Source organism: Streptomyces sp. ST2-7A, from assembly GCF_021390475.1.
Lineage (GTDB): Bacteria > Actinomycetota > Actinomycetes > Streptomycetales > Streptomycetaceae > Streptomyces.
Genome location: NZ_JAJUWS010000002.1, coordinates 102,533 through 116,442, shown reverse-complemented (window position 1 = coordinate 116,442; position 13,910 = coordinate 102,533). Strand labels below are relative to the sequence as shown.

9 protein-coding genes are annotated in these 13,910 nt (G+C 74.5%); 5 read left to right on the top strand and 4 right to left on the bottom strand.

Going from position 1 to position 13,910, the window contains the following annotated elements:
* Positions 1-63: 63 nt before the first annotated feature.
* Both LZF96_RS02170 and LZF96_RS02165 read left to right on the top strand, forming a co-directional pair.
* Complete coding sequence (locus tag LZF96_RS02170) at positions 64-2,232, top strand: D-alanyl-D-alanine carboxypeptidase family protein (protein WP_233865098.1); 2,169 nt, start codon at positions 64-66, stop codon at positions 2,230-2,232.
* Between the two features lie 301 nt (positions 2,233-2,533).
* Entirely contained in the window at positions 2,534-2,719 is a 186-nt protein-coding gene (locus LZF96_RS02165) for a hypothetical protein (RefSeq protein ID WP_233865097.1), read from the top strand.
* Positions 2,720-2,891: 172 nt separating this feature from the next.
* Here the strand turns inward: LZF96_RS02165 and LZF96_RS02160 are convergent, their stop codons facing one another.
* The 3 genes from LZF96_RS02160 to LZF96_RS02150 all read right to left on the bottom strand — a co-directional run bounded on the left by LZF96_RS02160 (position 2,892) and on the right by LZF96_RS02150 (position 6,695).
* Positions 2,892-3,689: an HNH endonuclease family protein gene (locus tag LZF96_RS02160; protein ID WP_233865096.1), complete on the bottom strand. Its 798-nt coding sequence runs from the start codon at positions 3,687-3,689 to the stop codon at positions 2,892-2,894.
* 520 nt (positions 3,690-4,209) lie between these two features.
* Entirely contained in the window at positions 4,210-5,523 is a 1,314-nt protein-coding gene (locus LZF96_RS02155; RefSeq protein ID WP_233865095.1) for a glycosyltransferase, read from the bottom strand.
* Between the two features lie 179 nt (positions 5,524-5,702).
* On the bottom strand, positions 5,703-6,695 hold the full coding sequence (locus tag LZF96_RS02150; protein ID WP_233865094.1) for an alpha/beta fold hydrolase: 993 nt from the start codon (positions 6,693-6,695) through the stop codon (positions 5,703-5,705).
* 354 nt (positions 6,696-7,049) lie between these two features.
* Between LZF96_RS02150 and LZF96_RS02145 the strand changes: the two genes are divergently transcribed.
* The 3 genes from LZF96_RS02145 (at position 7,050) to LZF96_RS02135 (ending at position 10,812) form a co-directional block, all read left to right on the top strand.
* Positions 7,050-7,919, top strand: a complete 870-nt coding sequence (locus LZF96_RS02145; RefSeq protein WP_233865093.1) for a universal stress protein — start codon at positions 7,050-7,052, stop codon at positions 7,917-7,919.
* A gap of 234 nt (positions 7,920-8,153) precedes the next feature.
* Complete coding sequence (locus LZF96_RS02140) at positions 8,154-9,080, top strand: class I SAM-dependent methyltransferase (protein ID WP_233865086.1); 927 nt, start codon at positions 8,154-8,156, stop codon at positions 9,078-9,080.
* 709 nt (positions 9,081-9,789) lie between these two features.
* Positions 9,790-10,812: a DUF4394 domain-containing protein gene (locus LZF96_RS02135; RefSeq protein ID WP_233865085.1), complete on the top strand. Its 1,023-nt coding sequence runs from the start codon at positions 9,790-9,792 to the stop codon at positions 10,810-10,812.
* 193 nt (positions 10,813-11,005) lie between these two features.
* On the opposite strand, the gene LZF96_RS02130 is transcribed toward LZF96_RS02135, so the two are convergent.
* Positions 11,006-13,600, bottom strand: a complete 2,595-nt coding sequence (locus LZF96_RS02130; protein WP_233865084.1) for a galactose oxidase-like domain-containing protein — start codon at positions 13,598-13,600, stop codon at positions 11,006-11,008.
* Positions 13,601-13,910 lie beyond the last annotated feature (310 nt).

The following is a 13,910-nucleotide window of genomic DNA, read 5'->3' as shown; positions in this document are numbered from 1 at the left end:
ACCCCGTCCGCGCGGCCGGAAAGCGATGGTGCCTCCCCGGCGGGGGGGCCGGGGACGGCCGACGTGGCGGACGGGAACGACGGGGCGGGTCGGACCGGGAGCGCGGGGACGACCGGGGACACGGCCGGGTCCCGCCTGCCCCGGCCCGTCCGGGCCGGGGACGACGGCACCCCGCGCCCGGACGCGGACGACGCCGCCGGGGACCCCGAACCGGAGGCCGATGCCCCTGAGGCGGGAAGCGGGCCGGACGGGCACCGGGCCCCCGACGAGGCCGGCACCACGGCGGACGCGGGGAAGGCCGGGGCCACCCGCGCCGCGAACCCCGCCGGGCCCGAGCGGGCCGAGCCCACCGACGAGGAGTCGGCCGAGCCGACCACCACCGAGCCGGGGGCCGAGCCGGACGGGAAGTCGGGTGCCGGGTCGGCGGGGGAGGGCGTGGGGGAGGCCGGTGCGGGCGCGGAGGCGCCCTCGGACCGGACGGCGGTGTTGCGGGTGCCCTCGGGCCCGGGGAAGGCCGGGAAAGCGGCGGGGAAGGCCGCCGGGGCCGGGAAGGCCGGTGCGGGTGCGGAGGCGGACGTGCCCGCCGATCGCACCACGGCCCTTCGGGTGCCCTCCCTGGCGGCGAAGGACACGAAGTCGGGGGAGAAGACCGCCGAGGAGTCGAGCGGGAAGGCCGCCCCGGCGTCGCCGGCCGACCCCCGTGGGCCGGCGGCCCCGGCCGGAGACACCGGGGCGAAAGTCGCCCCGGAGACCGCTGACGGGAAGACCGCCGACAAGAAGACCGCCGACCCCCGGGCCGGCAGCACCTTCGTGCCGCTGCGCACCGACGCCGACGTGCCCGCCGCCGCGTCCCGCACCAACGGCGGGGAGAGGAGCGAGGACGGGTCCGGGAAGGGCACCGCCGGCACGGCGGTCGGTACACCGGAGCCGGAACCGGCGGCCGGGCCCAAGAACCCGCTGGAGTTGCTGGCCAGCCTGACCAACCGTCCGCCGCCGCCGCCCTCCCCGCTGCGCACCCTGTTGCGCCGGATCAAGATCTGGTCGCCCCTGGCGGTGCTGGTGGGCATCCTGCTGGTGGTGGCGCAACTGCTGCGCCCGTTGCCGCTGCCGCAGGCGGTGATCACGGTCGCCGATCGGTACACCTTCGAGGGCGCGGCCGCCGACGTCCCCTGGCCGGCCTCCGGGCAGGGCGCGCTGGACGTGGACGGCGTGGGCACCTTCGGTACGTCCGGCGAGCAGACGCCGGTGCCGATCGCCAGCGTCACCAAGACCATGACCGCCTACGTGCTCCTGCGCGATCACCCGATGGAACCGGACGAGGACGGTGCGCTGATCCCGATCGACCAGCGGGCCCAGGACGACTACGCGCTCGGGGAGACGCGCGGCGACTCCGTGGTGGACCTGCGGGCCGGCGACACCATCACCCAGCGCGAGGCGTTGCAGGGGTTGATGATCGCCTCGGGCAACAACCTGGCCTGGTTGCTGGCGCGTTGGGACGCCGGCTCGCAGGAGGCGTTCGTGGAGAAGATGAACGAGGCCGCCGCCGAGCTGGGGATGGACGACACCGTCTACACCGACCCCAGCGGCTACGAGATGACGACTGTCAGCACCGCCGCCGACCAGGTGAAACTGGGACGCGCGGTGATGCGCGACGCGGTGTTCCGGCAGGTCGTCGGGGTCTCCGGCTTCACCGATCAGTACGGCAACTCCTACTCCAACGGGAACTACCTGGTGCCGGTCAACGGTGTGACGGGCATCAAGACCGGCAGCCGCACCGACGCGGGCGGCAACTTCCTGTTCGCCGCCCGTCAGGAGGTGGACGGGGAGGCGATGTCGATCATCGGTGCCGTGCTCACCCAGCCCCCGCACCCGTCGGACAACTCCATCCGGACCGGCGCGGTGAGCGCGGGGGACGCGCTGATGCGCTTCGCGCAGGAGCAGCTGGTCAAGGAGAGCGTGTTGGAGGCGGGGACGGTGGTCGGTCACGTGGACGACCGGCTCGGCGGCCGGACACCGATCGTCGTCGCCGAGGACGTCCCGGCAGTGGGCTGGGCCGGACTGACCGTGGAGTTGAACCTGGAGGCGGGCGAGGTGCCCTCGGAGGCGCCGGCCGGTACCGGGGTGGGTGTCCTGACGGTCGGTGACGGCGACGGGGCCATCGAGGTGCCGGTGGAGTTGGGCGAGGATCTGGCCGAGCCGGGGGTCGGCCCCCGCCTCACCCGGATCGGCTGACCGCCGGGCCCGGTCTCCGGCCCGGCCCGTCTCCGCCCCGGCGCCCTCGATCCATCGGGGAACGAAGGCGCCGGGGCGTGTTCACGTCCGCCCGGAGTGCGCCGGCGCACGGTCCCGTGTCCCGGGCGTCGAGAACACGTCGCCGCTGCTCCCACCACGGGTTCGGGGTCTGCCGGCGGGGCTTCCCGCGCGCTACAGTCGGTTTCCCGGCGGCTCGGGTGCGTGAGGGGGCGGTTGATGCGATGTCCATCGTGCGGCTCGGCCGACGGACGCAGGCTGAACAACGGCAACTGGGTGTGCAATGACTGTGGCGCGGTCACCGCAGGATGAGGCGGCGTGGCGGGATCTGGACCCGGCCACCCGGGAGCGGTTGGACTTCCTCGACCCGGCGGACTTCACGGTGGGGCCGACCCCCGAGGCCGCCGAGCGCTGGGAGCGGTTGACGGACACGCTGGACCGCGCGGAGCGGTACCCCTCGCAGCAGTGAGCCCGGTGCCGGACCCCGACCGGGATCCACCACCGGGCCCATCCGTGCCCACCCGTGTCCACCACGACTGGCGGGGAGCCGCGGCGACCCACCCGTCCGGGGTGTGCGCACCGCCCGGACCGCCCGGAGGGTGTGGGTCACCCGGACCGTGCGGGGGCCGTGCGGGGTCGGCTCAGCCGCCGCAGGTGTCCAGCATCTCGGTGAGCATGGCGTGCTCGTCCTCGGTGATCGTCAGGTCCCAGACGTGCTTGGTGGCGGTCCAGGCCAGGCCGTACTCGCACCAGTACTCCTCGACCGGCTCCCAGTCCCCGGGAGCCTGGTCGCCCTTGGAGCGGTTGGAGCTCGCGCTCACCGCGATGAGCTGCGGGTTCTCCAGGTCGTTGGCGAACTCCCGGCGCTGCTCCTCGTTCCAGGAGTCGGCGCCCGAGCGCCAGGCGTTGGCCAGCGGCACCATGTGGTCGATGTCCACGTCGCCGGCCTCGGTGAGGGTGACGTTGTCGAAGGGGCTGAACCACTCGCCGGAGGTCGGCTGACAGCGGTCGTCGGTCACCACGTCGACGCCGTCGCGCTCCAGCACGGTCTGCCGGGTGGTGCAGCCCTGGACGGTGATCCAGTGCGGGAACGCCTCACGCGAGTAGCCGGCCATCGACCCCTCTTCGGCGACGGTCAGTTCGGACAGTTGCCGCCTGCCCTCCTCGACGGTGGGCATCCCGGGGAGTCGGTCGGAGACGGACCCCTCCTCGGAGCCACCGCTGCCGCCGCTGCCGCCGGAGCCGGTCTCCTCCGGCAGCGCCTCGTTCAGTGCGTCGTCCAGGGCCTCCCCGAACTCGTCCGAGCAGCCGGTCAGCGCCGCGCACAGGGCGGTGACCAGGGCGCCGGCGAGCAGAGCGCCGCGTCGTCCCGTCCCGCCCCGCCGACCTCCGGGGTGTCCCGCCCGGCCTGCCGTACCCCGTCGACGTACGTCGTTCATCTTCCCGCCCCTGTCCCTCGTCCTCACCGCTGCCGTTCGGCGGTGATCGTACCCGCCGCCCCCGGGCCCCCAAGCGGGCGTGCTCCGATCGTCCGGGACCCGCGCACCGTCGTACACCGGGGAGTTCGCCGCGGGGGCGTGCGCTCCCGCTCCGGTCGGACGCCGCACCGGGTGCCGAACCGGGTTCGGGAGTCGGGGATGTGACGGCGCGTCCGGTGTCTCCGAAGCGGGCGGGCGCCCGCGGCGGACGCGAGCCGGGGCCGGCGTCACCGATCCGACCCGGCGGCGCGTTGGCGCCGCCGGGGTCCGGGACGTACACCCGGAGGTCGCCGGTGCCGGGCGCGGCGATCTCCGGTCGGCCGTCGGTCACCGTCCGACTCGTGCCGGTGACGGCGCCCGTGCAGGTGCCGTTGGGGACGCCGGTGAAGGTCGCCCCACCGGAGGCGGTGTCGGTGTTCCGCCCGGGGAGGGGTGGTGGCGGGGAGTGAAGCCGTCGGCTGCGTGCCCAACGCCCGGGGGGTCAGCGGCGGTTGTCCGAACCGGGGACCCCTCGCGCGCGGGTCGTTCCGGCCCCGGCTCCGGTCCCGTCCCCTCCGGTGCCCTCCGGGGCTCCGGAGCCCCCGGGGTCCGGTGCGGACACCGGGGCGGCCACGCCACCCGCCCCGACCCCGCGCCGCCGTCGCGCGCACTCCCCGATCAGCTCCAGCCATCGCCCGGCGATCCGCTCCGGGTCGTACGCCCCGGCCCGCTTGCGGCCCGCCTCGCCCAGCCGGGACCGCTCGGCCGGATCGTCCATCAATCGCCGCAGCGCGTTCGCGATCCCCCGCCCCCCCTCGGTAAGTGGCACCAGCACGCCGTTCTCCCCGTGCGTGATGATCTCGCCCGGGCCGTACGGGCAGTCGGTGGAGACCACCGGCACCCCGCAGCGCATCGCCTCCACGATCGTCATCCCGAAGGACTCCCCGTTGGAGGTCACGGCCGCGATCCCGCCCTTCGCCCACTCCGGCTCGATCGGCGAGACCGCGCCCATCAGGTGCGCCCGGCCCTCCAACCCCAGCCGGGTGATCCGCTCGCGCAGGTCCGCCTCCCGGCGCCCGCGCCCGTAGATCCGCAGCTCCCAGTCGGGGAACTCCTTCGCGAGTCGTCCGAAGGCCTCCACCAGCCGGTCGTACCGCTTGATCGGGATCAGCCGGCCGGCCGCCACGATCACCTTCGAGGCCGCCGGGTCCCCGCGATCGCCGGTGTCGGGTACGGTGTTCGGCACGCACACCACCCGGTGCGCGTGCTCCGCCGGCAGCGCCTCCCGCCACTGACGGGCGTCCGCCTCGGAGACGGTCGCGTAGGCGTCCAGCCGGGGCAGGGCGGCCAGGCAGCCGGCGCGCAGCGCCTCGGTGTGCGAGTCCAGGGTGCGGTGCTCCTGACCCATCCGCAGCACCCGCTCCGGGGCGTACCGGGCCACCGCGTCCACCAGTACCGGCCGGGTCGCGATCACCACGTCCGCCCGGCTGCGCCGCAACGCCCGGGCCAACCGGCGGTCGGTCAGCCGGCTGGGCGGCAGCGAACTGTTCGCCGGACCGGGGTCGGTCATCAGCCGGCTGGGTCGCCGGGCGCCGATGTTCCGGTACCGCCAGCCGCGCCGCCGCGCGTCCACCAGCGACGTCAGTCGCACCCGGGGGTGCGGCGGGACGGCCGGTTCGTCCCTCGGTCGGTAGACGCTGATGATCTCCACGTCCTCCACCTCCGGCCGGTCGGCGAGCGCGCCGGCCAGCAGGGCGGTGGCCCGGATCGTGCCGCCGATGCCGTACGCGGTGTGCAGCAGGAAGGTGATCCGCATCCCGCCTCACCCCACCCGGGGGCGGGCGGCGGATGGTCCGGGGGACGACGGTTCCCGCCCGGTCGGGAACCGGGGCACGGATCCGGCGGGGGACGGAGGTGGGGGTGTCATGTCCCCAGCGTGCCGGAATCAGCCGTTCGGGCCCGGTACCGGCGCGCGGTGGCGCCGGGGCGGATCGGTCAACCGCCGTGCGCGCCGGCCGGGCCGAGCCGGACATGGGACCCGGGCCGGGCCGGCGCCGGAACCGGCGTGCCCCCGCCCATCCGCTCCACGCGCCGCACGAACGGCAATTCGGCGAAGGGCTCCCCGGCGAAGAACCGCGCGGCCAACTCCACCAGCTCCGGGGCGCGTTCCAGATGCAGCATGTGGTCCCCGCGGGCCACCTCGACGAACCAGCTGTCCGGACACCCCGCCGCCACCTCCCGACACAGCGCCGGCGTGGTGAAGGTGTCGTGCTCACCGGTGGTCACCAGCACCGGCTGGGAGGGGCCCCCACCGGCCCCCAGCATGGCCCCGGCCAGCAACCGTCGGGTGTTCTCGGTGTACTTGAGCCCTTCCTCCGGCGAGATCCCGGCGAAGCGGTGCAGCAGGATCCGGCGCACCGCCGCACCCGCCGCCACGTCCGCGCCCGGGGTGCTCGACATCAACAACTCCACCCCGGCCCGCGCGAACTCCGTCATCCGCCCGGCCGCGAACAGCTCCAGGGTGCGCTCGATGAGCCCGCGCGCGTGCTCGGGGATGGCCGGCATCGTCCCCACCAGGACCAACCGGGCCACCCGCGCGGGGTCCAGCTCGGCCAGCCGGTACGCGGGCGCCGTCCCGTAGGAGCCGCCCAGCACGTTCACCGGCCCCGGGTCCAGCTCGACCAGCATGTGGCGCAGGGCCTCGGTGAGGAAGTCCACCCCGAACCGCTCCGGGAGCGGGTCGCCCGCGCCCCAGCCCGGCAGGTCCACGCTCAGCACGTCGGCGTGCCGCAGCAACTCCCGCTCGAGCCGACCCCAGTCCTCCTTGCGCTGGAGCGCCCCGCCGACCAGCAGCACCGGGGCCACCCGGGGCGAGGGGGAGCGCACCAGCCGGGACTCGCAGCGGTACCCCTCCCACCGGTGCGTCCGGACGCTCGCACCCTCGACTCCCGGTGCCTCCGACAGTTGCGCCGGCGAACTCCCGTTCACGGTCACCCTCCCACCTCCGGTCCCCCGGAACGTGATGCGGCATGTTGCGGCGGTCCGGGGATCAACGAGCGGCCGGTGGTCCCGGTCACTCCACCCCCTCCGATCGGGTGAACCGGGCGGCTCCGTCGAACGCCTCCGCTCCCCCTTGCGCAAGAGGGCCGAACGGCCCTCCGAGGGGGCCGCTTCGAAGATGTGCGGCGTACCCCGTCGGGCGACAATGGAATCGGCGCGGCGAGGCGCCACCCGCACCACCAGTCGTTCGGGAACCCCGTCACGGACCGGTCGGCACCGGTCGGCACCGGTCGGCACACCGTCCGGGCCGGAGGTCCGGGGCCCGGAGAGGAGACCGCCGCCATGGTCCGATACATCACCGTCGGCATCGACGGCTCCGAGGCCGGCCGCGCGGCCGCCGCATGGGGGGCGGAGATCGCGGTCCGCCGCGGGATGCCGCTCCGACTGGTCTACGCCTGGGGCATCATCAGCGCCTGGGAGGCCCCGATGGACGCCCCCCAGCACCTGCGGATGACCGCCGAGGAGAAGCTCACCGCGACCGGCGACGCCATCGCCGCCGCCCACCCCGAGCTGGAGATCCGCCGCGAGTCGCCGCCCGAGAGCCCCGTTCCCGCGCTGCTGGACCGCGCCATGGACTCCGACCTGCTGGTGCTCGGCGCCCGTGGCCTGGGGACCATCGCCGGCTTCCTGCTCGGCTCGGTCAGCCACGCCGTGGTCGCCCGCGCCGAGTGCCCGGTGATGGTGGTCCGCGCCGACTCCGCCGGCCCGGAGGGCCCCGCCGAGGTGCCGGGCACCCCACGGCCGATCTGTGTCGGCCTCAAGCGGCCCGGGCGCCCGGACGAGGAGGTGCTGGAGTTCGCCTTCGCCGAGGCCGCAAGGGCGGAACTACCGCTGCGGGTCGTGCACACCCGGCGCTCCGCCGGCGACGAGTCCCGCGACGAATCGGGCGAGCCGACCCCCGAGGAGCTGCGCGGCCGGGTGGAGGCGGTGCTGGCGCCGTGGCGGGAGAAGTACCCGGGGGTGGCCGTGAACGCCGAGTTGCTGACCGGCGGTGCCGCCGAGGGGCTGCTCGCCGAGGCCGCCGGGGCGCGCCTGCTGGTCCTGGGACGCGGTGGGCACCGGCTGGGGGCGCTCGCCCCCCGGGTGGGCGCGGTCGTCCACGCCGCCCTGCACCACGCGCGGTGCCCGGTGGTGATCGTCCCGCACGAGTGAGACCTCTCCGAGGCCGGCCGGGTTTCCCGGCCGGTCCGTCGGACCCGACGGACGTGGTGGTCGACGGGTACGACGGTGGGGCCCGCCCGGCGTGGTCGTCCGGAACCGGGGGCGGATCCGGACACCACGCCGAGCGGGCCCCTTTTTCGTGTGAAAACGGGTTCGAGGGGGACAATGAGCGCATCCGGCCCGCCCGGGTCGCCCCACCCGCCCGCCGGCGAGAAGGGAACCGCCATGGCCGCCACCACCCGCCCGCCCGCCGACGGTCCCGACCCGGACGCCGACGGTCCCGACCCGGACGCCGCCGGTTCCGGTCCCGACACCGCCGCCGCCGACAACGGATCGCGGGGTGTCGCCGGCACCGCCGCCCGGCTCCACCGCCGTCTGGTGGTCGACCGCTCACGCCTCGGCCACCGCGTCGGATACGCGCTGCGTCACCCCGGCCGGGTCCTGCCCCACCTGCGCCGGGCCGCCCGGGACGCCTGGCTGCGCCATCGGCACCCCGACCACGTCTCCTACTACTCCGCCGTGATGGCCTCCGACGCGCGCCGCAGCCCCGAGGCCGCCGTCGGTAGCGCGAACCGGGAGCGGTGGCTGGCCCTGGGGAAGATGCAGTACGACTACCTGGTCGGCCATGGTCTGAGGCCGCACCACCGGATGCTCGAGATCGGCTGCGGCAACCTGCGGGCCGGCCGGCTGTTCATCGCCCACCTCGACGCCGGGAACTACCACGGCATCGACATCTCCCCGGACATCCTGCTGCACGCCCACCGCACGGTGGCCGAGTACGACCTGCGGGAGAAGCTGCCCCACCTGAGCCTGACCCGGGACCTGCGGTTGGAGTTCCTGCCCTCGGACCACTTCGACGTGGTCCACGCGCACAGCGTCTTCTCCCACTCGCCCCTCGAGGTCATCGACGAGTGCCTGGCCCACGTGGGGCGGGTGCTCAAGCCGGAGGGGTTCTTCGACTTCACCTTCGACCGCACCGAGGGCGAGGAGCACCAGGTGCTGCGGGAGGACTTCTACTACCGCACGGAGACCCTCGTCGCGCTCGCCCGCCGACACGGGCTGCACGCCCGCTTCATGGACGACTGGGAGAGGCTGCCGCACAAGCAGTCGAAGATCCGGATCGCCCGGAGCCCCGAGCCCCGCCTGACCTGACGGTCCCTCCGGGACATCGCGCGCCGGAGTCCTCCGCCTTCGACGCGCGATCGGCTTTCGCGCGCCGGTCGTTCGTGACTCCCCTTCAGTACACCGCGTTCACCGACCGGTACGGATAGCCGTCCCGGAGGAGGTCCGGTTCCTCCGGGACGGCGTTCACCCCCTGTCCGACCGTCAGGGAACAAAAGCCGGGCATTCCGATGTCCGAGAAGTGTGCCCCTACCCTCCCGGCGTGGACGGGGCCTCACACTCCCCGGCCTTCCTCCTCGTGCCACTCGCGCACCGTCGCCCGGGCCCATTCCGTCGTCGCCATGCCACTGAACCACTCGAACGGGCGTCCCGGCACGCCCCGACGATCCGAGGAGAAATCCTGGAACGGGTGTCCCGGACTTGACCCACAAGGGTGAAGTACGGGGGGCGGGCTCCGTTTCCACCGGACGGACCCATCCATCCGGCCCCCCGTTCCGAATGGAGGGGTGGTGACCGCCTCCACCCCCTGCCGGGGACGGACCGGGCGCCCACCGGGGCCGTCGGGTGGAGGAGGACTCTCGGCACCGCTCGGCGGCCCCGGACCGCCCGTGCCCTGTCGGGAGGGGAGCCCCTCCGACGCGCCGGGGCACCGAATGTTCACTCCCGGTACCACCTCGTGCCCATCATGGCCGTGCCGGGAGTCGTCCCCCACCGTCTTCATCCGTCAGGAGTTGTACCCATGCGCAAGAAGCCGACCCTTGGTCTGCTCGCCGCCGCCCTGTGCGCCGGCCTCCTCACCCCGCTCCCCACCGCCTCGGCCGCCCCCGCGCTCCCCACGGCGCCGGCGGAGTCGTACGCCCACGACGGTCCCCGGGCGATCGGCCTCGCCGGCGACCGCCTGGTCGCCTTCACCACCCGGGTCCCGGACCGCACCGTGGACCTCGGTCGCATCCGCGGCCTGGAGGGGGACACCCGCCTGGTCGGCATCGATCACCGGGTACAGGACGGCGCCGTCTACGGAGTCGGCGAGGTGGGCGGCGTCTACCGCCTCGACCTCGACTCCCCGCGCGGCGGGGCGGACGGTCCCGGCGGGGGGCTCGGTTCCGGCGTGCTCGGCGACCTGCTCCCCGGCCTCGGCCTGTTCGGCCCGCGCGGTGCCGAGGCCACTCCCACCGGCGGGGAGGCCCCCGCGACCACGCCGAGGCCGGCCGGCGTGCGCGCCGAGAAGGTCTCGCGGCTGAGCGTTCCGTTGGAGGGCGCCCTGTTCGGCGTCGACTTCAACCCGGCCGCCAACCGCCTGCGGGTGATCAGCGACACCGGCCAGAACCTCCGGCACAACATCGACGACCCCATGGGCGCCCCCGCCCCCGGCGTCACCGTCGTCGACGGCTCCCTCACCGGCCCGGACGGGGCGGTCCTCACCGGGGTCACCGGCGCCGCCTACACCAACGACGACCTCGACCCGGCCACCTCCACCACCCTGTTCACCCTGGACACGGCGATGAACCGGGTGCTGGTCCAGTCCCCGGCCAACGACGGCACCTCCGCACCGACCGGGGCACTCGGCGTGGACCCCGGCCCCGATGCCGGGTTCGACATCCACACCGACCCCGTCAGCGGGGTCAACACCGCCTACGCGGTGCTCCGGGTGGACGGTCGGGAGCGCCTGTACCTGGTGGACGTACTCTCCGGGTCCGCACAGCCGCTCGGGGACTTCCCGCGCGGGAGTCGGGTCACCGACCTCACCGTCCTGCCCGACTGATCACCGCCGATCGCGCTGGTCCCGACGGGACCCGGAACGGGGAGCGGCCGTCCGCGTCGGGCGCGGACGGCCGCTCCCCGTCGTCGTTCCCGGGGCCCTCGGGTTTGCCGGGCCCCGATCGTTGGGGGCGTTCCCCCGGGGCGTGGTGCCGGTGCCCCCGAGACCGCGCCCCGGGTTCCGGTCCCGTTCCCGGTCAGTGCCGGTGGAGGTGGAGGTGGTCGAGCGGCCGGGAGATCCGCAGGTCGCCCGTGCCACAGGCCACCCCGTCCCCGTCCGGGTCCAGCTCCAGCGGATCCTCCGCCCCGTTCACCACCTGTTCCCCGATGCCGCGTTCCCGCAGCCAGGAGCAGCGCTCCATGGGCGTCGGCGACACCGACTCCGGGAAGACCGTCGGCACGCAGACCCCCGCGGCGCCGTAGGCCCGCTCACAACCGGAGATGCCGACCATCTGGCCCTCCGGGGCCCCGGCCCCCGCCCGCTCCACGTCGATGGCCGGCCCGACCGGCACCGACTCGCGGTACGGCTCCGGACCGCGCGGCTCGGCGTCGAGGTCACCGGCGAAGTCGTGGACGTGCGCCGTCTCCAGGGCGGTGGCCAACGCCTGCGCGTCGGTCTCCCCGACCCGCACCCACTCGGCCTCCGAGGGCACCCCGTTGGCGTCCACGGTGAAGAGCATGTACCAGCCGGGCGGGGCCAGGTTGGGGTTGCCCGTCACGCGCAGGTCGATGTCGGTGCCGTTGGGGGCCACGGTCATCGGCAGGTCCACGAACCGCTGGTTGGGGTCGGAGGAGTGGGTGACGGCGGCCGGGCGGATCAGGGCCGCCCCTGTGATCGGCCGGTCCACGGTGATCGACCGGGTCTCCCCGTACTCCCAGTGGCCGCCGTCCACGGAGGTGATCTTTGGGCGTGCTCCCTTGAAGAGGTAGGGCGGGCTGTAGACGGAGACCTTGTGGTTCCACGACCCGTCGCCCGGGTTGTCGCCGGTGGCCATCACCCGGCCGTCGGGTAGCAGGAAGGCCGAGGAGTGGTAGCCGCGCGCCTGTGGGTCGGCGGCGACGGGGGTGAAGGTGTCGGTCGTCGGGTCGAAGACGGATGCGGAGAAGACGGGATCGGCCCGGTTGTGCAGGGCACCACCGGTCTCCAGCACCGTGCCGTCCGGCAGCAGCACCGCCGAGAGGTACATCTTTCCCTGGTCACCGGTCTGCGGGACCGGGCCCGCGCCGAGGTCGACCGTTCCCTGCGGCAGCGGCGGACCCGGCCGGTACTCCGGGTTCGGGTCCTTGAGGTCGATGATGTCGGTCAGCCGGTTGGCCTCGGGGTTGGTGTTGATGTTGCCGCCGCCGATGGTCAGCACCCGCTGGTCCCGGGCGGGCGGCAGCAGCACGCTCGCCGACTGGTCCCGCTCGTCCTTGGCGCGCAGCCCGGGCACGTCGGTGATGGTGTTGGCGTCGTGGTCGTGGATCGAGGCGCCGGTCCCCGGCAGGCCGTCGCCGAAGACGTGGCTGCCGGAGTAGAACAGCCGACCGTCCTGCATGAGGATCATCGCCGGGTACAGGCCCCAGAACGACCAGGTCTGGTTCACCCGGTGCGGCGGCAGCCACTCCTCGTGCTCGTGCGACCAGCGCTCGGCGGTCACACTGCCGGTGGAGTCCTCGCGCAGACCGCCGAAGGAGAGCACATCGCCGTTGCCGAGGATGGTCGCCGAGGGGTACCAGTGCCCGTCGTTCATGTCGTTGGTGGGGATGTACGTCTCGGTGTCGGGGTCGAAGAGGTAGGAGTCCTTGAACCCCTGGTAGTCGTGCGAGCCGTCGGGCGCCGGGTACGCCTGGTTGCCGCTCATCACCAGCACCCGGCCGTCGGCGAGCTGCACGTGCCCGGCGCAGAACATGTCCACCGGGGTGGGGATGACGGTGTACGAGCCGTCCGACGGGTCGTACACGGCCGAGGTGAAGGTGCCGGCGGCGAACAGGTCCTCGTCGTTGCCGGAACCGGCGATCAGCAGCACTTTGCCGTTGTGCAGGACCACGGAGTGCATGCTGCGCACCGGGTTGTCCACCGGCAGCACGTCCCAGACGCCCTCGGCGCACTCCCGCGCGGTGCCCGTGCACACCGGGTCCGGCGCCGGCGCCCCCACCTCGACCATCGCGTGGTCGTCGGTGATCAGGGTGCCGTCGCCGAAGAGCGACACGCCCCAGGAGATCCGGTCGGTGTCCGGCGGGACGAGCGGGGTGCGCACCCGCGCCTGCTCCCAGTCGGCCGCCGCCGGCAGGGTGGAGACGTCGGTCCAGTACTGCCAGCCCAGCGCGGTGTCGTGCCGGAACAGGGTGATCGCCACGCTCGGGGTGGTCGCCTTGTAGTGCACCGACAGGTCGTACTGCGCGCCCTCGTCGACCTCGGGGGCGCACTCGGTGCTCTCGGTGATCAGCGCCTTGCGGTCGCCGCTCTCCCGGTTGTCCAGGGTCACCGACATGGCGGTGGTGCCGGTGTGGGCGTCGGTGGTCGGCTCGATGGTGAAGTCGTGGTCACCCCAACCGGAGCGGGACCAGCAGGCGGGCATGTCACCGGTGCCGGGGGTCTCGAAGCCGGGGTTGGTGATGAGGTTCGGCTCGGCCGCCGCCTCGCGCGGCGGGACGGCCAGCACCGCGGAGGCCGCCACCAGGGCGACCAGCAGCGGCGCGGTGAGCGCGCGCCGCGCTCGGTGGCGGGCGGCGCGCGGGGCCGCCCCGGACGGGGCGGCGACGGGTACGCGGGGGACGTCGGGCGGGGTCGGTGCGGGTGGTGCGGACATGCGGGTCCCTTCGTGCCGGTGGTGCGGGCGGTGCGGGTGGTGCCTTTCCCCGGGGTGGTAGGGCCCGGGGCGGTACGGGGCGCCATGGGTGACTCGGCCGGCGCGGACAGGGGGATGTGACCGGTGCCGGTGGTGCCGCCGGCGGTGACGGGCCCGCGGGGTCGCCCCCGGTGGGGGGACCCGTCCGCCGGTCCCGCCGGGGTCCGGACTCGGATCCGCTACGGGGACCCGGCGGGGGGCGATGGGTGCGGCTCGGTTCGGAGGGGTGCGGCTCGTCGGCCGCCGGCGCGGAGCCGCGAACGGCTCCCTC